The sequence below is a fragment of the Ensifer sp. GW821-FHT05G01 genome (assembly GCF_059419585.1).
The window spans coordinates 285,379-305,351 of the sequence record NZ_JBWKSC010000002.1 but is presented as its reverse complement, the minus strand read 5'-3'; the positions used below and the strand labels follow the sequence as shown (position 1 = coordinate 305,351).

General features: G+C 62.3%; 18 protein-coding genes and 2 riboswitches. Of the genes, 11 read left to right on the top strand and 7 right to left on the bottom strand.

Translation table 11 applies throughout. The annotated features are described in order from the left end of the window. The 3 genes from AC07UR_RS07220 to AC07UR_RS07210 form a co-directional block, all read right to left on the bottom strand. Window positions 1–1,548: a sugar ABC transporter ATP-binding protein gene (locus AC07UR_RS07220; RefSeq protein ID WP_209789465.1), complete on the bottom strand. Its 1,548-nt coding sequence runs from the start codon at window positions 1,546–1,548 to the stop codon at window positions 1–3. 66 nt (window positions 1,549–1,614) lie between these two features. Then, on the bottom strand, window positions 1,615–2,643 hold the full coding sequence (locus AC07UR_RS07215; RefSeq protein WP_209789464.1) for a substrate-binding domain-containing protein: 1,029 nt from the start codon (window positions 2,641–2,643) through the stop codon (window positions 1,615–1,617). Between the two features lie 196 nt (window positions 2,644–2,839). Continuing rightward, window positions 2,840–3,745 (bottom strand): LysR substrate-binding domain-containing protein, encoded by a 906-nt coding sequence (locus AC07UR_RS07210; RefSeq protein WP_209789463.1) that lies wholly within the window; start codon window positions 3,743–3,745, stop codon window positions 2,840–2,842. 112 nt (window positions 3,746–3,857) lie between these two features. On the opposite strand from AC07UR_RS07210, the gene AC07UR_RS07205 reads away from it, so the two are divergent. The 8 genes from AC07UR_RS07205 to AC07UR_RS07170 all read left to right on the top strand — a co-directional run bounded on the left by AC07UR_RS07205 (window position 3,858) and on the right by AC07UR_RS07170 (window position 13,737). Continuing rightward, complete coding sequence (locus AC07UR_RS07205) at window positions 3,858–4,196, top strand: hypothetical protein (RefSeq protein WP_209789462.1); 339 nt, start codon at window positions 3,858–3,860, stop codon at window positions 4,194–4,196. 18 nt (window positions 4,197–4,214) lie between these two features. Continuing rightward, a riboswitch (cobalamin riboswitch) is annotated at window positions 4,215–4,435 on the top strand. Between the two features lie 97 nt (window positions 4,436–4,532). Then, window positions 4,533–6,887 carry a 5-methyltetrahydropteroyltriglutamate--homocysteine S-methyltransferase gene (gene metE, locus AC07UR_RS07200; RefSeq protein WP_209789461.1) on the top strand — a complete coding sequence of 785 codons (2,355 nt, stop codon included), beginning with the start codon at window positions 4,533–4,535 and terminating at the stop codon, window positions 6,885–6,887. Beyond that, window positions 6,884–7,684 carry an acyl-CoA thioesterase gene (locus AC07UR_RS07195; protein WP_209789460.1) on the top strand — a complete coding sequence of 267 codons (801 nt, stop codon included), beginning with the start codon at window positions 6,884–6,886 and terminating at the stop codon, window positions 7,682–7,684. Before metE ends, AC07UR_RS07195 begins: the two co-directional genes overlap by 4 nt. A 156-nt stretch (window positions 7,685–7,840) precedes the next feature. Further along, window positions 7,841–8,065, top strand: a riboswitch (cobalamin riboswitch). A gap of 302 nt (window positions 8,066–8,367) precedes the next feature. After that, window positions 8,368–8,589 (top strand): glutaredoxin-like protein NrdH, encoded by a 222-nt coding sequence (gene nrdH / locus AC07UR_RS07190; RefSeq protein ID WP_077501226.1) that lies wholly within the window; start codon window positions 8,368–8,370, stop codon window positions 8,587–8,589. A gap of 16 nt (window positions 8,590–8,605) precedes the next feature. Further along, window positions 8,606–9,022, top strand: coding sequence for a class Ib ribonucleoside-diphosphate reductase assembly flavoprotein NrdI (gene nrdI, locus AC07UR_RS07185; RefSeq protein WP_209789459.1), 417 nt, complete (start codon window positions 8,606–8,608; stop codon window positions 9,020–9,022). Further along, window positions 8,992–11,145, top strand: a complete 2,154-nt coding sequence (gene nrdE / locus AC07UR_RS07180) for a class 1b ribonucleoside-diphosphate reductase subunit alpha (RefSeq protein ID WP_268833708.1) — start codon at window positions 8,992–8,994, stop codon at window positions 11,143–11,145. Before nrdI ends, nrdE begins: the two co-directional genes overlap by 31 nt. A gap of 16 nt (window positions 11,146–11,161) precedes the next feature. Continuing rightward, the gene (nrdF, locus tag AC07UR_RS07175) at window positions 11,162–12,151 is read left to right on the top strand and encodes a class 1b ribonucleoside-diphosphate reductase subunit beta (RefSeq protein WP_209789458.1); all 990 of its coding nucleotides are present in this window, start codon (window positions 11,162–11,164) and stop codon (window positions 12,149–12,151) included. A gap of 143 nt (window positions 12,152–12,294) precedes the next feature. Beyond that, a complete protein-coding gene (locus tag AC07UR_RS07170) occupies window positions 12,295–13,737 on the top strand; it encodes an RtcB family protein (protein ID WP_209789457.1) in 1,443 nt (480 codons plus the stop codon). 266 nt (window positions 13,738–14,003) lie between these two features. Here AC07UR_RS07170 and AC07UR_RS07165 read toward each other — a convergent pair whose 3' ends face one another. From AC07UR_RS07165 to AC07UR_RS07150, 4 genes are all read right to left on the bottom strand, one after another. Beyond that, a complete protein-coding gene (locus AC07UR_RS07165; protein WP_173421679.1) occupies window positions 14,004–14,288 on the bottom strand; it encodes an acylphosphatase in 285 nt (94 codons plus the stop codon). A 157-nt stretch (window positions 14,289–14,445) separates the two neighbouring features. After that, window positions 14,446–14,766, bottom strand: a complete 321-nt coding sequence (locus AC07UR_RS07160; RefSeq protein WP_209789456.1) for a cupredoxin domain-containing protein — start codon at window positions 14,764–14,766, stop codon at window positions 14,446–14,448. A 9-nt stretch (window positions 14,767–14,775) separates the two neighbouring features. Then, window positions 14,776–15,300 carry a DUF4142 domain-containing protein gene (locus AC07UR_RS07155; protein WP_209789455.1) on the bottom strand — a complete coding sequence of 175 codons (525 nt, stop codon included), beginning with the start codon at window positions 15,298–15,300 and terminating at the stop codon, window positions 14,776–14,778. 102 nt (window positions 15,301–15,402) lie between these two features. Continuing rightward, entirely contained in the window at window positions 15,403–16,098 is a 696-nt protein-coding gene (locus AC07UR_RS07150) for an RNA polymerase sigma factor (RefSeq protein WP_209789454.1), read from the bottom strand. A 343-nt stretch (window positions 16,099–16,441) separates the two neighbouring features. Here AC07UR_RS07150 and AC07UR_RS07145 point away from each other — a divergent pair, with 343 nt between their 5' ends. The 3 genes from AC07UR_RS07145 (at window position 16,442) to AC07UR_RS07135 (ending at window position 19,963) form a co-directional block, all read left to right on the top strand. Next, window positions 16,442–17,332, top strand: a complete 891-nt coding sequence (locus AC07UR_RS07145; protein WP_173421675.1) for a substrate-binding domain-containing protein — start codon at window positions 16,442–16,444, stop codon at window positions 17,330–17,332. Between the two features lie 160 nt (window positions 17,333–17,492). Then, window positions 17,493–19,004 carry a sugar ABC transporter ATP-binding protein gene (locus AC07UR_RS07140; RefSeq protein WP_209789453.1) on the top strand — a complete coding sequence of 504 codons (1,512 nt, stop codon included), beginning with the start codon at window positions 17,493–17,495 and terminating at the stop codon, window positions 19,002–19,004. After that, the gene (locus AC07UR_RS07135; protein WP_209789452.1) at window positions 19,001–19,963 is read left to right on the top strand and encodes an ABC transporter permease; all 963 of its coding nucleotides are present in this window, start codon (window positions 19,001–19,003) and stop codon (window positions 19,961–19,963) included. The genes AC07UR_RS07140 and AC07UR_RS07135 overlap by 4 nt, the downstream gene beginning before the upstream one ends. Window positions 19,964–19,973: the final 10 nt, after the last annotated feature.

The window sequence follows — 19,973 nt, the reverse complement described above, 5'->3', positions numbered from 1 at the left end:
TCAGGCAACATGCTCGGCCGCCCTGCTTTTTTGTGGTTCGCCATGCGGCCCGACCCCGGATGCAAGCCGGATCACCGCCTCTTCCGACATCTCGGCCTCGCCGAGTTCACCGGCAATGCCGCCTTCGCGAACGACCAGAACACGGTCACACAGTCCGAGAAGCTCGGGCAGTTCCGACGAGATGACGACGATACCGATGCCTGAGCGCGCGAGATCGCGCAGCAGTCGGTGGATTTCCGATTTGGCGCCGACATCGATGCCGCGCGTCGGCTCGTCCATAAGAATGACCTTGGGCCTGACCGCGAGTTGCTTGGCGATCGCCACCTTCTGCTGGTTGCCCCCCGAGAGCGACGAGACCGGCATGGCGATGCCACCCATGCGCACGCCGAGCCGCCGGGTGAAATCGCGGGCGAGGTCCGCTTCCGCCTTCGCGTTCATCAAGCCGAGCGGCCCGGTCAGCGTCTTCAGGTCCAGCACGGAAATGTTCTGGGCGATCGACATGTCGACGAACACGCCGGAGCCCTTGCGGTCCTCCGAGAGATAGACGATGCCGGCATCGACCGCATTCCGGTAGTTGCCGATCGCCTGGGCCTTGCCATGCAGCAGCACCTCGCCGCGCACCTTCCGGCGCAGGCCGCAGATCGTTTCGGCGATCTCCGTGCGGCCGGAGCCGATCAGCCCGCCGATCCCGAGGATTTCGCCCTTGCGTAACTCGAAGCCGACACCATCGATGCGCTCGCCGTCGCCAATGCCGCGGACCGACAGGATGACCTCGTCGGACTGTTCGCCCGCTGCCTGTTTCGGCGGATAGAGCTGGGTGATCTCGCGGCCGACCATGCGGCGAACGACGTCGTCGGGCGTCACATCGGCGATGCGTTCGGTCGAGACATGGCGACCGTCGCGAAAGACGGTGACGCGGTCGCACAGCCTGAAGATCTCGGCCATACGATGGCTGATATAGATGATGGAAATGCCTGCGGCCTTGAGGTCGCGGATGATGCCGAACAGCGCCTGCGCCTCGGCCTCGGTCAGCGCCGCCGTCGGCTCGTCGAGGATCAGCACCCGGCAGTCGAGCGTCAGCGCCTTGGCGATCTCGACCAGCTGCTGGCTGGAAATGGAGAGGTCGGCGACTTTGCGGCGCACGTCGATCGGCGCCAGCCGGTTCATCACCTTTTGCGCATCGCGGGCAAGCGAGGCGTAGTTCATCAACGGCGATCGCCGCCGGTTGGTTGCCGCCATGAACATGTTTTCCGCCACCGTCGCATCCGGGCAGAGCGCGATTTCCTGGTGGACGAGGCCGATGCCGAGCGTTTGGGCTGCGGCCGGCGAGGCAATCTTCGTCGGCGTGCCGTCGACGAGGATTTCGCCCTCGTTCGGCTGCAGCACGCCGGCGATGATGTTCATGAGGGTAGATTTTCCGGCGCCGTTCTCGCCGCAAAGCGCGTGGATCTCGCCCTTCTCAAGGTTGAAATCCACATTGGTCAGCGCCTTCACAGCCCCGAAGTGCTTGGTGACATTGCGGACCTGAAGGACCGGCTGCGATATCATCGCCATCTCCACTCTTATGCGTTCGACGGGGCTATCCGGACATCCGGATAGCCATGTCAAAGACCCTTACTCGTCAATACCCTTGGTGCCGCGGCGCTTCAGGTACTTGTCCCAGTAGAAGTCGTCCGCATTGGCGGCGGTGACGATCGACAGACCATTGTCGACGAAGGGAATGCTCATCGGGTTGAAGCCGGAACGCTTGGCGTCGTTCATCGGATCGATGAGCTCGGGATGCTTGGCGAGCCACAGCAGCATGAAGCCCATGTAACCCTGCATGCCCTGGTTCGGGTTGATCGAACCGAAGACTTCGCCGGCCTTGATCATGTCGAGGATGTTGGCGTTGACGTCGGCGCACATGACGAGAACCTTGCCGCCGCTTTCCTTGCTGGCCTGCGCTGCACCGATCGCCGAGTTGGCTTCCGGCATGAAGACCGCGCCGAGGTTCGGGTTGGCCTGGATCAGGCTCATCAGGCCCTGATAGGCCTTGTTCGGATCCTGGTTGGAAGCGGCGCGGCCGACCAGTTTCATGTCGGGCCACTTTTCAGCCATGCGGCCGACAAAGGCCGTGATGCGCTTGTCGTGGTTGTCCTGGCCGGGGTTTTCCAGAACCGCGTATTCGCCCTTGCCGCCCATCTTCTCGGCGATCGCGTCGGCGGCATAGACGCCTTCGCGGGTGTTGTCCGAGGTGATGAACGAGATGCGCTTGGAGAGCGGCGAGTCGGCGGCAAACGTGACGACCGCCGTGCCCTGGTCGATGGCGCGGTTGATCGGCTCGATGAACGGATCCGAGTTCATCGGGTGAACGAGGATACCGGCCGGGTTCTGTGCCAGCGCCTGATCGAAGGTGGCGATCTGCTTGTTGACGTCATACTCCGGGGTACCGGTATATTCGGTCTCGCAGCCGAACTGCTGGCCGGCCTGCTTGAACATTTCATAGACCGGGAACCAGTATTCGACGCCCGATACCATGACGTTCATGACATATTTTTCGCCGGGTTCGCAGCGAAACGGGTTGGCCGTCTCCGCGCTGGCAGCGCCAGCCAGAAACGTCGTTGCAATGACCGCCAGTGCGGTCGTGCTCAAAAAAGTGCGCACGCGTCCTCCTCGAGGCCGAAGCCCCTCCCAAAACCAATGGTGCCGTCAGAAATGACCGCTGATGTGTGAGTTTGCCGGAACTCCTCCTCGACTTCCGACTGTCGCGATTAAAACCGCGCCCAAGGCTCGTGTCAATATAATTCATGCCATGAATAATAATTCATGGTTGCGGGTATTTTGCTGCCGTGGGACGGCCTCACTCGCCCATCGCCGCTGCCAGCTGCGCGTTCGAGGCGGCGGCCTCGGCGATGATCCACTCGCGAAATGCCTGGATCTTCTTCTGCCGTCGATGGCTTTGAGGATAGACGAGCCAATAGGCGCGACCGTCCCTGACAACATGGTTGAACGGCCGGATGAGTCTTCCGCTGCGAAGCTCTTCGATCAAGAAGGTCGAGACGGCCATGGCGATGCCGTGGTCGAGCAATGTGGTCGCCACGTCCATGGCCTGGACATCGAAGATCAGCTCCGTGCCGTTGCTGGCCGGCGGCTCGACGCCTGTCTCGACCATCCAGCGCCGCCACCAGCTGGCGTTGCCGAAGCGTCGCACCTTGAGAACGTCTGCGGGGTACTTGAGCTGGTGTTTTTCTAGGAAGGTCGGCGTGCAGACCGGCATGTACTCGATCGGGAAAAGCGGAAACACGTCATGGCCCGGCCAGTCGCCGTTGCCGCTGCGCACCACCAGATCGATCGCGTCGCGCTTGAAGTCGATCAGCTCGGTCGACATGTGCACGCGAATGCTGATGTTCGGATGCGCCGCCTGGAACGAGGCGAGCCTCGAGCCGAGCCAACTCGATACCACGGTCGGAAGCACCGAAATGTGCAGGTGGTGTTCGGTCTTGTCGGCAATTTCGGAAAAGGCAGAACCCAGGAGATCGATGGCTTCCGTCACCTTCGGCGCGAGCTGTCTGCCGGCAGCCGTCAACCGCACTTCCCGCGGGAGGCGGACAAACAGGGCCGTGCCGGTGCGGTCCTCCAGCAACCGGATCTGATAGCTGACGGCCGCTTGCGTCATGCCGAGCTCCTCTGCAGCCCGAGTGAAACTCAGGTGCCGGGCCGCGGCCTCGAAGGCGCGCACCGCGCTCATGGGGGGAATCTTGCTCATGCGTTGAGATAAGCATTCTTTATGGCAGCATGCGAGAAACCGCTTTGCGCGAAACCGTGAAAATCCTCAATTTTCTCGCGAACACATCACCGCAGAATTGAAGGGGTTAGCAATGCCGAGCGCACTGCGATCGATCATCCGCCATGTCTGGAGTTTTGCCAGGAGAGCCGCCGACATCACGGCGACAGTCGATACATTCAGCGAATTCCAGCTCCGAGACATCGGCCTGACGCGCGACAATGACAGCATTCGCGCGCGTGCGGGCGAGATTGCCGTACCGTGGCAGCCCGTAGCAGATCCCGGCAACGCGCCTTCGCCGCCGGTAACCGATGACGGCGTGGTTCCCCTGCAGACAGCCTGTCGTGATGCGGTGCCGCGCGCCGTTGCCGCAAAATTCCCCTGCCCATCGAATCTTGGAAATAAAGACATAAACATTTCTTTATGCGATTGACCTATCCACCTTCACAGGGCATTGTCGGGCAATCGTGGTTCTGCGGCTCGCCTCACGGCGGGCCGGAGCTAAGAGGGAATTCGGTGCGGCGCCGCGAGGTGCCCATGCCGGAGCTGCCCCCGCAACTGTAAGCGGCGAGCGGCCGTCCAATGATGTCACTGGGGTGAGACGCCTCGGGAAGACGGGACGGTTCGTGTTGACCCGCAAGCCAGGAGACCTGCCGCGATCGATAACGTCCACGGGCGGGGTGTCCGATGTGCCGCCTTGACGAACGAGCCCGCCTCGGTCGTGGATGCGTCGCGTTCAAAGCCTTGCCCACAACCTCGGGGTAAGGAAATGACCATCAAGACAGCCAATCTCGGCTTTCCACGTATCGGCAGCCACCGTGAACTGAAGTTCGCGCTGGAGCGCTACTGGGCCGGAAAGATCGACAGGCAGGATCTGCTTGACGTCGCAGCGCGGCTTCGGGCGGAAAACTGGGCCGCGCAAAAGGCGCGGGGAATCCAGATCATTCCATCGAACGACTTCTCGCTTTACGACCAGGTTCTCGACACATCCGTGCTCGTTGGCGCGGTGCCGCCTGCCTATGGCTGGAAAGGCGGCCCGGTCGATCTCGACACTTACTTCGCCATGGCACGTGGCTCGACGACATCGGCCTGCGCTTCCGGCTGCACCCATGGCGGGGCCGATAGCGGCAAGCAGGCGCAGGAGATGACCAAGTGGTTCGACACCAATTACCACTACATGGTCCCCGAGTTTACGAAGGACCAGCGCTTCGAGTTGACGCGCAACACGCCGCTTGACGCCTTCCTCGAAGCCAAGGCGCTCGGACATGTCACCCGTCCTGTCGTGCTCGGCCCCGTGACCTTCCTGAAGCTCGGCAAGGCGCTTGCCGGCGGGTTCGAGCCGATCGAGCTGATCGAACGGCTGTTGCCCGTCTATGTGAAACTTCTCAGCGAACTTGCCAACGCCGACGTCGAATGGGTGCAGATCGACGAACCCTGCCTGGTACTCGATCTGAATGAGCGGGAACGCCGGGCACTTGCGCTGACCTACAGGACATTCGCTTCGGAAGTCCCGCAGCTGAAGCTCATGCTTGCGACCTATTTCGGCGCGATCGGAGACAACCTGCCGATAGCGCTTTCGCTGCCGGTCGCCGGGCTGCATCTCGATCTCGTGCGGGCGCCGCAACAGCTGGACGCCCTCATCGAGACGGCGCCAGCACAGCTGGTTCTGTCGCTCGGGGTCGTCGATGGCCGCAATGTGTGGCGGACGGATCTTGCCGGTCTCTTCCGCCGGCTGCAGCCGCTGGTCGAGGCGCATGGCCGCGACCACATCGAGCTTGCGCCGTCGTGCTCGCTGCTGCATGTGCCTATCGACCTCGAACTCGAACGGGCGCTCGATCCGGAGCTCGTCTCCTGGCTTGCCTTCGCCCTGCAGAAACTGGACGAACTCAGCCTGCTTGCCCGCGCCTTCGAGCCTGGCCTGGCCAATCCCGAACAGGTCTTTGCAAAATCGATCGCGGCCGCCGAAGCGCGGCTCACCTCGCTGAAGGTCCATGACCCGCTGGTCGCCGGACGCCTGAAGAACCTGACGGCAGCCGACAGCCGTCGCCAGTCGGGCTTTGCGACGCGCCGTCGGCTGCAGGAAGACAGGCTGGCCCTGCCGCTCTTCCCGACAACGACCATCGGCTCCTTCCCGCAGACGCCGGAGGTGCGCCAGGCGCGATCGCTGCATGCCAAGGGCGAACTCAGCTATGTCGACTACCTTGCTTACCTGCGCCAGGAGACGGAGAAGGCCGTGCGCTGGCAGGAGGAAATCGGCATTGAGGTGCTGGTGCATGGCGAGTTCGAGCGTAACGACATGGTGCAGTACTTCGGCGAACAGCTTTCCGGCTATGCCTTCACGCAGAGCGGCTGGGTGCAGAGCTACGGTTCGCGTTATGTGCGCCCACCGATCATCTTCGGCGATGTCTCGCGGCCGAACCCGATGACGGTGGATTGGGCAACCTATGCGCAGTCGCTGACGTCAAGGCCGATGAAGGGCATGCTCACCGGACCGGTGACGATGCTGCAATGGTCGTTCGTGCGCGACGACCTGCCCCGGTCGATCGTGTGCCGGCAGATCGCGCTGGCGCTGCGCGATGAGGTGACGGACCTGGAAGCGGCCGGTATCGCCGTGATCCAGATCGACGAACCGGCGCTGCGCGAGGGCCTTCCACTGAGACAGGCCGATCGAAAGGCCTATCTCGACTGGGCGGTCGAATGCTTCCGCATCAGCGCCTCCTGTGTCGGTGATGAAACCCAGATCCACACCCACATGTGCTACTCGGAGTTCAACGACATCATGGCGGCAATCGCGGCGATGGATGCCGACGTCATCTCCATCGAAACCTCGCGCTCGAAGATGGAACTGCTCGGCGCCTTTACCGATCAGTCTTACCCGAACGAGATCGGCCCGGGCGTCTACGACATCCACTCGCCGCGGGTGCCCACGGTCGACGAGATGGTGCATCTGATCGAAAAGGCAACTGACGGGCTGACGCCGTCGCAGATCTGGGTCAACCCGGATTGCGGCCTGAAAACGAGGCAGTGGGAGGAAGTGCGCCCGGCCCTCGTCAACATGGTTGAGGCGGCGCAGGCGCTGCGGCAATCCTTTGCTGCCGGCCGGCGGGAGGCCGCAAGCGCATGACGGGCGACAGCAACATCGAAATGGCGCCGGGGGAAACCCCGGCGCCTGCCACCTTGATCGACATCGTCTTTCCCGGCGACACCAATCATCACGGCACGCTCTTCGGCGGCGCGGGCCTGGCGCTGATGGACCGGATCGCCTTCATCGTCGCCAGCCGCCATGGCCGCGTTCCCTTCGTCACCGCCTCCTGCGACCGCGTCGATTTCCGCGCGCCCGCCCGCATCGGCCACATCGTCAGCTTCACCGGTCGCCCGATGAAGGTGGGGCGGAGGTCGATGTTGGTCGAAGTCGACATGATCGCCGAGGACCTGACGGCCGGCACCAACGATCTGTGCACCCGCGGCCAGTTCACCATGGTGGCGATGCCGGAAGTCAAGGACGCCGGATGGTCGCTGCCCCCGCTCGACGGCGCCGCGAGCGAGCAGACAGAAGGCGATGCCCTGCGTATGGTCGATATCGTCTTCCCCGATCAGGCCAACAGCTCCGGCGCCATGTTCGGCGGCGACGCGCTGGCGCATATGACCAAGGCCGCCTTCGTCGCAGCGACGCGGGCAAGCCGCAAGACGACGGTGCTCGCTTCCTGCCAGCGCATCGATTTCAAGCACCGCATTACGGTCGGCTCGATCATCGAGCTCGTTGCCCGGATCGCGAAAACCGGGCGGAGCTCGACAACGGTCGAGGTCGAGTTGTGGTCGGAAGATCTGGTGGGCACAAAACGGACGCTGACGGCCCGCGGCGTCTTCATCATGGTGGCCGTCGACCGCGACAACCGCCCGGTGCAAGTCTTCGCGGCCTGACGCGTTCGACGCGGGGAGCCGTCAACGACGGCTCTTCATCCACAGGCTTTGTTGGAACCGCGCATTTACTCCCCGTTATCCACACCCGGGAAAATATTGTCCGTTCCCGCGGGCATCGGCACCATCGAACCTATTGACGCGATTTCCCGACCATATACTATATCTAGTGTTCGAGGTTCTTCCGATTCGCAAGGATTGGGAGCGAAGATGGGAATACGGTGCGCTGTGGCGATTTCGCCTGGCTAAGCCGTGGCTGCCCCCGCAACTGTAAACGGCGAGCAACTGTCCAGCATTCGGCCACTGAAGCATGAGGCTTCGGGAAGGTCCGGGCAGAAGCACCGACCCGTGAGCCAGGAGACCTGCCTCGATCGATAAACGTCCACGGGCGGGGTGTCCGGAGAGGTCAGAGGTGTGCTTGCGGCAGGATGAAACCTGCCTGTTCGTCTCGACGTCTCCCCGGAAGCGCCGTCTTCAACTTCGGGGTGAAGTCATGTCCGCGTCATCGAATTCCTACTACTCGCCAATGAAGAGGCGCGGGAACCCGCGCATCTGATGAAGAGGTGCGCTCGGTCGTTTCGGCCAGAGCAAGCCGTCATCCTGCCAGCCCTGCCCTTTCGCCGGAGCGTGTTCGCGCGCCCGCATGCCTTTTCATGCCCAGATCCAGCCGACCCAACGAGGAAGAAATGAACGTCACCGTCTATAGCAAGCCCGCCTGCGTCCAATGCACCGCCACCTACCGCGCGCTCGACCGCAAGGGCGTCAACTACGAGGTGATCGACATCTCGATCGACGAGGACGCGCTGCAGACGGTCAAGGGCCTCGGCTACATGCAGCTTCCCGTCGTCGTTGCCGGTCCGGAACATTGGGCAGGCTTCCGCCCCGACAAGATCAGCGCCCTCTCCTAAAGAGAGGTGCGGCGCGATGGGCCTGATCGTCTATTTTTCCACCCGCTCGGAAAACACCCATCGCTTCGTGGGCAAGCTCGGCCTGCGTGCCGTCCGCATTCCCGTCAGTCCGGCCGACGGGCCGCTTGAGATCAAGGAACCCTATGTGCTGGTCGTGCCGACCTATTGCGGCGACGACGGCCGAGGCGCCGTGCCCAAACAGGTGATCCGCTTCCTGAACGATGCGGACAACCGCTCCCACATCCGCGGCGTGATTGCCGCGGGCAACAGCAATTTCGGCGCGACCTACGGGATCGCCGGCGACGTGATCTCGGCCAAGTGCCAGGTGCCCTATCTCTACCGGTTCGAGCTTCTGGGCACCGACGAGGACGTCGCCAATGTCAAAAACGGGATGGAACGATTTTGGACGTCTCAACACTCGAACGCCCTTTGAAGGCGACGGAAGCGGCGCTCGATTACCACGCGCTGAACGCGATGCTGAACCTCTATGACGAGGACGGCCGGATCCAGCTCGACAAGGACCGGCTGGCGGCCAAGCAGTACTTCCTGCAGCACGTCAACCAGAACACCGTGTTCTTCCATAACCTGCGCGAAAAGCTCGATTACCTGGTGACCGAGGGCTATTACGAGCAGGAGGTTCTCGACCAGTATTCGTTCAATTTCGTGCGCGATCTGTTCGACCACGCCTATGACAAGAAGTTCCGCTTCCCGACCTTCCTCGGAGCGTTCAAGTATTACACCAGCTACACGCTGAAGACCTTCGACGGAAAGCGCTACCTCGAGCGCTACGAGGATCGCGTCTGCATGGTGGCGCTGACGCTGGCGCGCGGCGACGAGACGCTGGCGCGCGGCATGGTCGACGAGATCATCTCCGGCCGTTTCCAGCCGGCGACGCCAACCTTCCTCAACGCCGGCAAAAAGCAGCGCGGCGAGCTCGTCTCCTGCTTTCTGCTCAGGGTCGAGGACAACATGGAGAGCATCGCGCGCGGCATCAATTCTGCGCTGCAGCTGTCGAAACGCGGCGGCGGCGTTGCGCTCTCGCTCACCAACATCCGCGAGGCCGGTGCGCCGATCAAGCAGATCGAAAACCAGTCCTCGGGCATTATTCCCGTGATGAAGCTGCTGGAGGATTCATTCTCCTATGCCAACCAGCTCGGAGCCCGCCAGGGCGCAGGTGCGGTCTACCTCAACGCCCACCACCCGGATATCATGCGCTTCCTCGACACCAAGCGCGAAAACGCCGACGAGAAGATCCGCATCAAGACGCTGTCGCTCGGGGTCGTCGTTCCAGACATCACCTTCGAACTCGCCAAGAACAACGAGGACATGTACCTGTTCTCGCCCTATGACGTGGAGCGCGTCTACGGCGTTGCCTTCACCGATATCTCGGTCACGGAAAAATACCGGGAAATGGTCGCCGACAGCCGGATCCGCAAGAAGAAGATCAAGGCGCGCGAGTTCTTCCAGGTTCTGGCGGAAATCCAGTTCGAAAGCGGCTACCCCTACATCATGTTCGAAGACACGGTGAACCGCGCCAACCCGATCGCCGGCCGCATCACCATGAGCAACCTGTGCTCGGAAATTCTGCAGGTCAGCGAAGCCAGCGAATACAACGACGACCTGTCCTACAAGCACATGGGCAAGGACATTTCCTGCAACCTCGGCTCGCTGAACATCGCAGCCGCGATGGACAGCACGGATTTCGGCAAGACGATCGAGACTTCGATCCGGGCACTGACGGCGGTGTCGGACATGAGCCACATCTCTTCGGTGCCCTCCGTCGAGAAAGGCAACGACGACAGCCATGCGATCGGTCTCGGCCAGATGAACCTGCACGGTTATCTCGCCCGCGAACGCGTCTATTACGGCTCGGATGAAGGCATCGATTTCACCAACATCTACTTCTACACCGTGACTTACCACGCCATCCGCGCCTCAAACCGCATTGCGGTCGAACGCGGCACGAGCTTCAAGGGCTTCGAGAACTCGAAATACGCCTCAGGCGAGTATTTCGACAAATACACCGAACAGGAATGGAAGCCGGCGACGGAGCGGGTGCGGGAACTGTTCGAAACCGCGGGCATCGATATTCCGACGCAGGAAGATTGGCTGGAACTCAAGAAGGCCGTGATGACCTCAGGCCTCTATAACCAGAACCTGCAGGCAGTGCCGCCGACCGGATCGATCTCCTACATCAACCACTCGACCTCCTCGATCCACCCGATCGTCTCGAAGATCGAGATCCGCAAGGAAGGCAAGATCGGCCGCGTCTACTACCCGGCCGCCTTCATGACCAACGATAATCTCGACTACTACCAGGACGCCTACGAAATCGGCCCGGAGAAGATCATCGACACCTATGCGGCAGCGACCCAGCATGTCGACCAGGGCCTGTCATTGACCCTGTTCTTCAAGGACACGGCGACGACCCGCGACATCAACCGGGCGCAGATCCATGCCTGGAAGAAGGGCATCAAGACCATCTACTACATCCGCCTTCGCCAGATGGCCCTGTCCGGCACGGAAGTGCAGGGCTGCGTCTCCTGCGCTCTTTGATACCCCGGGGAACACGATGAACATCCAAGTGAAGACCAAGGCGCCCAAGGGCCCGCAAGCCGTGCGCGCCATCAACTGGAACCGTATCGAGGACGACAAGGACCTCGAAGTCTGGAACCGCCTCACCGGCAATTTCTGGCTGCCGGAAAAGGTGCCGCTGTCGAACGACATTCCATCCTGGGCAGCCCTTCGCCCGGAAGAGCAGCAATTGACGATCCGCGTGTTCACTGGCCTGACGCTGCTCGACACGATCCAGACGAGCATCGGTGCGCCGACCCTGATGGCGGATTCGATCACGCCGCACGAGGAAGCCGTCTATTCCAACATCTCGTTCATGGAGGCGGTGCACGCCCGCTCCTATTCCTCGATCTTCTCGACGCTTTGCTCGACGCCTGATGTCGACGATGCCTATCGCTGGTCGGAAGAGAACGAACATCTGCTGAAGAAATCGGCGCTCATTCTCGAGCACTACCGCACTGCCGATCCGCTGAAGCGCAAGATCGCCAGCGTTTTCCTCGAGAGCTTCCTGTTTTACTCCGGCTTCTACCTGCCGATGTACTGGTCGAGCCGCGCCAAGCTGACCAACACCGCCGACATGATCCGCCTGATCATCCGCGACGAAGCGGTGCACGGCTATTACATCGGCTACAAATTCCAGAAAGGGCTGGAGCGGTTGAGCGAAGAGCGCCGGCAGGAGATCAAGGATTTCGCCTTCGACCTGCTGCTCGAACTCTACGACAACGAGGCAAAATACACGGAGTCGCTTTACGACAGCGTCGGGCTCACCGAGGACGTGAAGAAGTTCCTGCACTACAACGCCAATAAGGCGTTGATGAACCTCGGCTATGAGGCGCTGTTCCCGGCTGACGCCTGCAAGGTCAATCCGGCGATCCTCTCGGCGCTGTCGCCGAACGCCGACGAGAACCACGACTTCTTCTCCGGCTCCGGCTCGTCCTATGTCATCGGCAAGGCGGTGGCGACCGAAGACGAAGACTGGGATTTCTAGAGCGGGCGAGGGCTTTGCTCCCCTGATGATGTGCTGCCGGCGCCATGCCGGCCGCACCATTGACTGCCGGCCCGCCTTCGACTAGAGAGCGCGCCAATCCGTATTGCCGCGGCTGCTGAACCCAAGGCAACGGAGAAATCAAAATGTCCACCCGACATAACCCCTTCGTCCGGAACGATATCGTTTCCGGGCATGCAATCAGGTCCGTCGTCGCGATCGACGAACCTGAACACCAACGCGCGCGCGCACTCGGTGACCTCGCCTCGGCCCTTCCAACCCCGGAGGGGCTGGCGAGCCATGGTGCCGTGGCCGGACGCATCATCACCACTCCAGACTTCCACCCGGGAAAACCCGTTCCGGTCGGACTTGTCGCTGACATCGAGAATGCCGTCATTCCGCACCTGATCGGCAACGATATCGGCTGCGGCATGCGCATGATCGTGCTCGACGATATCCGCGAGGACGATCTCGCGCCGGATCTGGAGAAACACCTGCGGCATGTATTCTTCCAGGGCGGGCGCGACATTGCCCTGACCGGCAGGGATCGTCACGCAGCCCTCAGGGACGGCGTGCCGGGTCTGCTCGAAAGCCTGTCGGGCAAGCGCCAGGGGCTGCTCGCGCGGCTCGATTTGGAAGCAGCCTGGGCCGATGTCGCGCACACATCGGACGATGGCTGTTTCCGTTCGGATGCCATCGACCCTGACTTCGACGACTATGCAGCCCTCGATGACCGGCATCGGCATGACGCCATTCTCGGCACCATCGGGGGCGGCAATCACTTCGTCGAATTCGGCGTGGTCGAGCGCATCCTCGATGGCGGGTTTGCCCGCATCGCCGGGCTGAAGCCGGAAAGCGTTGTGATCGTCGTGCATTCCGGCTCGCTCGACTTCGGCCAGCGGGTCGGGACGGCGGCGAGAGAGCGGGCGCGTCAAAACGGTGCGGCGGCGGTTGACGACCGGATCGTTTCCGAGGCCCGTCACGCCGACCACTATCGGCGATACATGAACGGCCATGCCAATGCTGCGAATGCCGCCTTCGTCAATCGCTTCCTGATTGGCCTGGCGGCGGTGGAAGCGCTCACGCGAACGATCGGCCGGCCGGTTGCACACCGGCTGGTCTACGACGCGCCGCACAACACCGTGTGGCAGACCGGCAACACCGTTCGACACCGCAAGGGCGCCTGCCCGGCTCGCGGTCCGGGCACGCTCAAGGGTTCACCCTACGAGTGGACAGGAGAACCGGTGATCCTGCCGGGATCGATGGGCGACGGCACCTGGTTGTTGCGCGGGCTGGGCGAAGCTGACGGCATGGAGTCCTCGGCCCATGGCGCCGGGCGACGGCTGTCCCGCCAGGAGGCCCGTGGAGCGACAACGACGCTTGGCGGCCTGCGCGTCATCGGCCCGGTCGACACCGCGAGCCCGGCTATCCGCAGCCGGCCGGACATCCTTGCCGAGCTCCAGGGCCGGCTCAAGGAAGAAGCCCCGGCCGCCTACCGGCCGATCGACCAGGTTGTCGATCCAATGGTGGCAACCGGCCTTGTCGGCCGCGTTGCCCGCATCAGGCCGGTCCTGACAGTCAAAGGCTAGGCCTGTCCGAGAACCGAAATGCCGGGGGAGCAGAATGCTTCCCCGGCGTTTTCACACGTCTTTCCTGGATTTTCCGGGCTACTTCGCCCGCACCATACGACGACGGCCGATGGCAACCTGCGCCGGCAGCAATCTGGTGACGCCTTGAACAATACCGACGGCGTCTGGCGATCCGGCAGCTATAAACCCATTTGCGAATGTCGCCGGATAGCCGCGATTTGGTTCGTGCGTGCGTCGCTTCAACCGAAAGGGGCGGCGCACGTACCCTAGCCAGTAATCTGGAACCCCTGAACCGGATCGGGCAGGGCCACCGGCTCGGTTTCGACACTGACGACGGAGGCTGCTGCCGGCCCGATCCAGAGCCGTTCGACCATGTTTGCAAGGGCAGCGTCGGAACCGACGATCATCGCTGCCACCGACCCGTCGCGCTCGTTGCGCACCCAGCCGGTCACACCAAGGCGTTCGGCTTCCCGGCGGGTCCAGATGCGAAAGCTGACGCCCTGCACCCTTCCGCTGACACGGACCAACATCGCCTTGCGCTCTCTGATCATGATCGCACCTGCTCTCGCTACAGAAGGAAACTGGAGCGAAGACGAACAAAGGCAAGCCACAAGGAACCATGCACGTCGGCGCTAGAGCGTTTCCCCCGGAGGGTTTTGGCGCTTTTCCGGGCGGCCAGCGGACTTCGCATTTTTTGCAGGGCATTGCCTATGGCGCTGCCACCGACAGGCGGCCCTTCATGTTGGGATGAAAGCGGCAATAATAATCCACCTGCCCTGCCTCCGGCATGGCGAGGCTTGCCGTGCCTTTCGCCGGGATCAAGACATCCCATCCACCCTTCACGGTCGCGGTATGGACGAGAATGTCCTTGTTGACCCACTCGATCGTATCGCCCACCCGAGCCTCGATTTCCGCCGGAACGAACGCCATCTTTTCGATGGTCACGCGGACTGTTTTCGCCTCGGCATCCACGACGCCATTGCCGAGCACGAGCCCGGCAATGGCGATGAGATAAAGGACGGATCGCATGGCCGCGTCCTACTTCAGCGTGGCGGCGACATGTTCGGCATGCTGCTGATGGCCCTGAAAAATCTTCAGGCCGGTTTCAAGCAGCGCCTTGAGCTCGGCATTGCTGGCCGAGGGAATGAGCAGGGTCGTAAGCGCGCCGTTCACCTGCTTGTGGTAGGCGACTTCGTTGTCGACATAGGCCTTATCGAAACTGGCGCCGTCGAGCTTGGCGAGCTTGGCGCGCTCGCCGTCGGCCGCCTTTGAGAGCGCCTTGCTTGTATCGTTATCTTCAGGCGTCACCTTGAGCTTTTTGACGAGGTCGAGCGCCTGCGTATTCACCGCCTCATGGTCGCGGACCATGTCCTCGGCAAAGGAGACGACCTCCTTGTTGCCGGACTTCGAGATCGCGAGCTTGGCATTTTCCACGTCGATCACCCCGGCCGTATAGGCGATGTGGGCGATCTGCGGATCGCTCGGCTTGTCCGCTGTCTGTGCATGAGGCGCAAGGGCGAGCAGGCAAAGCGTGGCGAGCGCAGTCATGGGCCGAATGTTCATGGTAACCTCCTCATTCCACGCAGGGCGCGGAAGCTGTTTGCATTTGACACGCATTGGATGTCGCCTGCCCGCAAAGGTTCCCGCAGCTCAGAGGCCCGAAGATCAAATGGAAAGGCCGAGGCGCTGCATGACGGCAGCGGTCAGCCGCGCGCAGCGACGCCCGGCAAAGGGGAATGCGTCGAGCAAGACCGGGCCGATCTGTTCATGCAACTGCCTGCGCACGAGTTGCCTTGCCCGATGCAGCCGGGTCTTGACCGTTTCGGGACGCAAACCAAGAAGATCGGCCGTCTCCTCCATGCTCAATCCCTCGATCACCCGCGCAACGAAAACGGTCCTGTAGATGTCGGGCAGGTTGTCGGTTGCGCTCTCGACCAGATGCAGGATCTGTCGCTGCGCCATCGTACGCTCGGGGTCGTCGACGCCCGCCGGCACGGGGAACTGGATAATCGTCGCGTCTTGCCCGCTGCCGATTGACCCCAGCATCTCGGCCTTGCGGCGCCCTCGCCGCAGCCGGCCAAGCGCCTCGTTGATGACGATGCGTGACAACCAGGTGCCAAGCGACGAGCCGCCGCGAAAACTGCCGAGATGCGCATAGGCACGCACATAAGCCTCCTGCACGACATCTTCCGCCTCACTGTCGTTTCGCACGACACCCCTGGCAATACGATAAAGGCGTTGGTTGTGAGCCTGCATGATCGACAGGAACGCCTGCCCGTCCCCGGAATGCGCCCTTTGTGCCAGTTCCACATCCGCAGCCGGATCCGTGATCGCAAGCGTGTGTGTTCGAGTGCGTGCCATGAACGAGCCTCCCGCAGCATTCGATGCACGGTTCCGCCAAAGGTTCCCGCATTTTTCAGCGGCAGGCAACGCCCCTCGCCTTGGAACGTTCTGCGGGAGAGCGTTTGCGCCATTCCGGCCGGTTCCAGTTCCACTGTCTGACCACTGAACTCGGTGTCGACCACTCACGCGGGAGGCGGCATATTTTCTCGCGCTACCCTGTTAATAATTCCATCGCGTATTTTTAAAAATTGACGCGCGCAAAGTTTTATGGTTTTTACACCATCGCCAAGACGGTGATGGGAGGGCCCTCCTGCTTGGCCGCCAAGACCAAAGGCCCACGTCGTTTCCAGGGAGGAAACCCATGAACATGCCTCGTATTCTGAAGGCGCTTGTCGCCGGCACGGCACTGACCCTGATTGCATCGGCCGCATCGGCCGAAGGCATCGGCGCCTCGCTTCTGACCCAGCAGCACCCGTTCTACATCGAGCTTGCCGACGCGATGAAAGCCGAAGCCAAGGAAAAGAACGTCGCGCTCGAAGTTGCGATCGCCAACCAGGATCTCAACAAGCAGCTCGCCGACGTCGAAGACTTCATCGTCAAGGGTGTCGACGTCATCGTCATCTCGCCGGTCGATAGCCAGGGCGTGCGCGCCGCGATTGAAAAGGCCGAGAAGGCCGGCATCAAGGTGATCACCGTCGACGTGCCGGCAAACGGAGCGACCGTCACCTCGCATATCGGCACCGACAACTTCACCGGCGGCGTCAAGGCCGGAGAACTGATGGCAAAGGTCCTCGACAACAAGGGCAAGGTCGCCGTCATCGATTACCCGACGGTCCAGTCGGTGGTGAACCGCGTCAACGGCTTCAAGGAAGCGATCGCCAAGCATCCCGACATGGAAATCGTCGCCATCCAGACCGGCATCACCCGCGCCGAGGCGCTGGCCGCAGCACAGAACATGCTGCAGGCGAACCCCGACATCACCGGCATCTTCGGCTTTGGCGATGACGCAGCGCTCGCCGCTGCCGTCGCCGTCAAGGCGGCGGGCCTGGAAACCCAGGTCAAGGTCATCGGTTTCGACGGCATGAAGGAAGCCCGCGACGCCGTCGACACCAACCCGGTCATGGTCGGCGTGATCCAGCAGTTCCCGGACCAGATGGGCAAGCAGGCGGTCGACACCGCCGTCAAGGTCGCCGCCGGCGAACAGGTTCCGGCCGAACAGCCGATCGTGCCTGGCGTCTACACCGCGAAGTAAGTCCTCCCAAGGACGGCCGCCGCCCCATGGGCGGCGGCACCGATACGACGAACGTTTCCGGCTTGCTGCGCAAATACATGCAGCAATTCAGAGTGTTACAGCGTGCATGTCTGCGCCGTGACGCCGGAAACGCTTCTCGGCGCGATCCAAGGAGGCCGCCATGCATGGTTCGACCACGGACACCGTTCTCAAGATCAGCAACGTCACGAAATCCTTCGGGCAGGTTGCGGCGCTGAAAAGCATGCGGCTCGATGTCCGCCGCGGCCGCGTGCACACGCTGCTCGGCGAAAACGGCGCGGGCAAATCGACACTGATGAAAATCCTTGCCGGCGTGCACAGCGCGACCTCGGGCGAGATTTTCCTCGACGACCAGCCCTATCGCCCCGCCAACCCGCAGCAGGCCTCGGCCCTCGGCCTTGCGATCGTCTTTCAGGAACTGAGCCTCTGCAACAACCTGACGGTGGCGGAAAACATTTTGGCGACGCGCGAGCCGCGCCGGTTTGGCTTCATCAACGACAAGGCGCTTGTTGCAAGAGCCAAGGCCATCGTCGCCGAGCTCGGCCTGCCTGTGGATGTGACAGAGAAGGTCGGCAATCTTTCGATTGCTCAGCGGCAACTGGTCGAGATCGCCAAAGGCCTCAGCCACGACTCAAAGGTCGTCATTCTCGACGAACCGACCTCGTCGCTCAGCGACAGCGAAGCCGAGATCCTGTTCGAGATCATCGGCCGGCTGAAAAGCCGTGGCGTCGCCGTCATCTACATTTCCCACCGCATGGAAGAAATCATGCGGCTCAGCGACGACATCACGGTCATCCGCGATGGCGAGTATGTCTCCACCCATGATCGCAACGACGTCACCATCGAGGCGCTGATCGCGCTGATGGTCGGACGGCGAATGGAGGAGATCTATCCGCCGCCGACCCTTGATCACTCGACGCAGAGTGCGCCGGTGCTGGCAGTCGAAGGCCTGACGCGCGAGGGCGAATTCGCCGACATTTCCTTCGAAGTCGGCCCAGGCGAAATCCTCGGCTTTTTCGGCCTCGTCGGCTCCGGCCGGTCGGAAGTCATGAATGCGCTGTTCGGCATGAAGAATGCCGACGGCGCCGTGCGGCTCGATGGCAAGGCTGCGCGCTTCCGCTCGCCCGCCGAAGCAATTGCCCGCGGCATCGGCTTCGTCACCGAGAACCGCAAGGAAGAGGGCCTGGTGCTGGCACACAGCGTCGGGTGGAACATCTCCATGGCCGCCCTTCCCGATTTCACCGGCCCTTTCGGCTTTACCCGCGGTGGTGCCGAGCGCAAGGCGGCGGCCGCCGAAGTCGGCCGGCTTGCGATCAAGACCCACTCGCTCGATACGCCAACGGGCGCGCTGAGCGGCGGCAACCAGCAGAAGATCGTGCTCGCCAAATGGCTCCTGACCCGGCCGAAGGTGCTCATCCTCGACGAGCCAACCCGCGGCGTCGATGTCGGCGCGAAATTCGAAATCTACAAGATCATCCGCCAGTTGGCGGCCGAAGGGACGGCGATCCTGCTGATCTCCTCCGAGCTGCCGGAAGTGCTTGGAATGAGCGACCGCGTCGTCGTCATGCATGAGGGCGTGCTCGGCGCGACCCTTTCCGGCACCGACCTCAATCCCGAAACGATCATGGCGCACGCAACAGGTTTCCAATCATGACCCAGCAAACTGCAGCCCAGGCCGCCTTCGTCAGGGCGTTGAAGCAATATGGCGGCATCCTTCTCTCGCTGGTGATGCTCTGCGTCATCTTCTCCTTCCTCAATCCGCGGTTCATGTCGGTCGTCAACTTCATGAACATCCTGCAGCAGGTGGCCGTGATCGCAATCGCCGCCTTCGGCATGACCTGGGTGATCCTGCTCGGCGAAATCGACCTGTCGGTCGGCTCGATCATCGCGGTTGCCGGCATGGTCGGGGCGCAATGTTTCGCCTTCGGCCTCGGTTTCGGCCCGGCGCTCGCCGTGACGATTGTGGCCGGCGCTCTGATGGGCATGCTCAACGGCGTGTTGACGGCAAAGCTGCTGCTACCGAGTTTCATCGTCACCGTCGCCACCATGGGCATCTACCGCGGCCTCGTCAGCCTGCCGACCAACGGCGCGCCGGCGATGATCGACAATTCGACATGGACGGCGATCGGCACAGAAAGCGTCCTCGGCCTGCCGATCATCATCTGGGTCGTTGCCGTTCTCTTCGTCATCAACCAGATCGTGCTCAGCAAGACCAGCTTCGGGCGCCGTGCCTATCTCACCGGCGGCAACCGCGAGGCGGCCATCTACTCGGGCATCAAGGTCGATCGCCTGAAGATCATCATCTTCATGATCTCGGGCGTGATGGCGGCGATCAGCGGCGTTCTTCTCTCCTCGCGGCTCTTCTCCGCCCAGACCAATGCCGGCATGAGCTACGAGCTCGACGCGATCGCCGCTGCCGTTCTCGGCGGAACGTCGCTTGCCGGCGGTGTCGGCACCATGGTCGGCACGCTGATCGGCGCGCTCATCATCGGCGTGATGAACAACGGCATGAACATGCTGTCCGTCCCCTATTTCTACCAGCTCATCGTCAAGGGCCTGGTGATCCTGATCGCGGTTTGGCTCGACGTTCGTGCCAAGCAGGCAAAGCGCTGACCCGATACGA

Coding starts and splice junctions, on each gene's coding strand:
- AC07UR_RS07220 (WP_209789465.1), bottom strand. CDS start 1,548: ATGATATCGCAGCCGGTCCTTCAGGTCCGCAATGTCACCAAGCACTTC.
- AC07UR_RS07210 (WP_209789463.1), bottom strand. CDS start 3,745: ATGAGCAAGATTCCCCCCATGAGCGCGGTGCGCGCCTTCGAGGCCGCG.
- AC07UR_RS07205 (WP_209789462.1), top strand. CDS start 3,858: ATGCCGAGCGCACTGCGATCGATCATCCGCCATGTCTGGAGTTTTGCC.
- metE (WP_209789461.1), top strand. CDS start 4,533: ATGACCATCAAGACAGCCAATCTCGGCTTTCCACGTATCGGCAGCCAC.
- AC07UR_RS07195 (WP_209789460.1), top strand. CDS start 6,884: ATGACGGGCGACAGCAACATCGAAATGGCGCCGGGGGAAACCCCGGCG.
- nrdH (WP_077501226.1), top strand. CDS start 8,368: ATGAACGTCACCGTCTATAGCAAGCCCGCCTGCGTCCAATGCACCGCC.
- nrdI (WP_209789459.1), top strand. CDS start 8,606: ATGGGCCTGATCGTCTATTTTTCCACCCGCTCGGAAAACACCCATCGC.
- nrdF (WP_209789458.1), top strand. CDS start 11,162: ATGAACATCCAAGTGAAGACCAAGGCGCCCAAGGGCCCGCAAGCCGTG.
- AC07UR_RS07170 (WP_209789457.1), top strand. CDS start 12,295: ATGTCCACCCGACATAACCCCTTCGTCCGGAACGATATCGTTTCCGGG.
- AC07UR_RS07165 (WP_173421679.1), bottom strand. CDS start 14,288: ATGATCAGAGAGCGCAAGGCGATGTTGGTCCGTGTCAGCGGAAGGGTG.
- AC07UR_RS07160 (WP_209789456.1), bottom strand. CDS start 14,766: ATGCGATCCGTCCTTTATCTCATCGCCATTGCCGGGCTCGTGCTCGGC.
- AC07UR_RS07155 (WP_209789455.1), bottom strand. CDS start 15,300: ATGAACATTCGGCCCATGACTGCGCTCGCCACGCTTTGCCTGCTCGCC.
- AC07UR_RS07150 (WP_209789454.1), bottom strand. CDS start 16,098: ATGGCACGCACTCGAACACACACGCTTGCGATCACGGATCCGGCTGCG.
- AC07UR_RS07145 (WP_173421675.1), top strand. CDS start 16,442: ATGAACATGCCTCGTATTCTGAAGGCGCTTGTCGCCGGCACGGCACTG.
- AC07UR_RS07140 (WP_209789453.1), top strand. CDS start 17,493: ATGCATGGTTCGACCACGGACACCGTTCTCAAGATCAGCAACGTCACG.
- AC07UR_RS07135 (WP_209789452.1), top strand. CDS start 19,001: ATGACCCAGCAAACTGCAGCCCAGGCCGCCTTCGTCAGGGCGTTGAAG.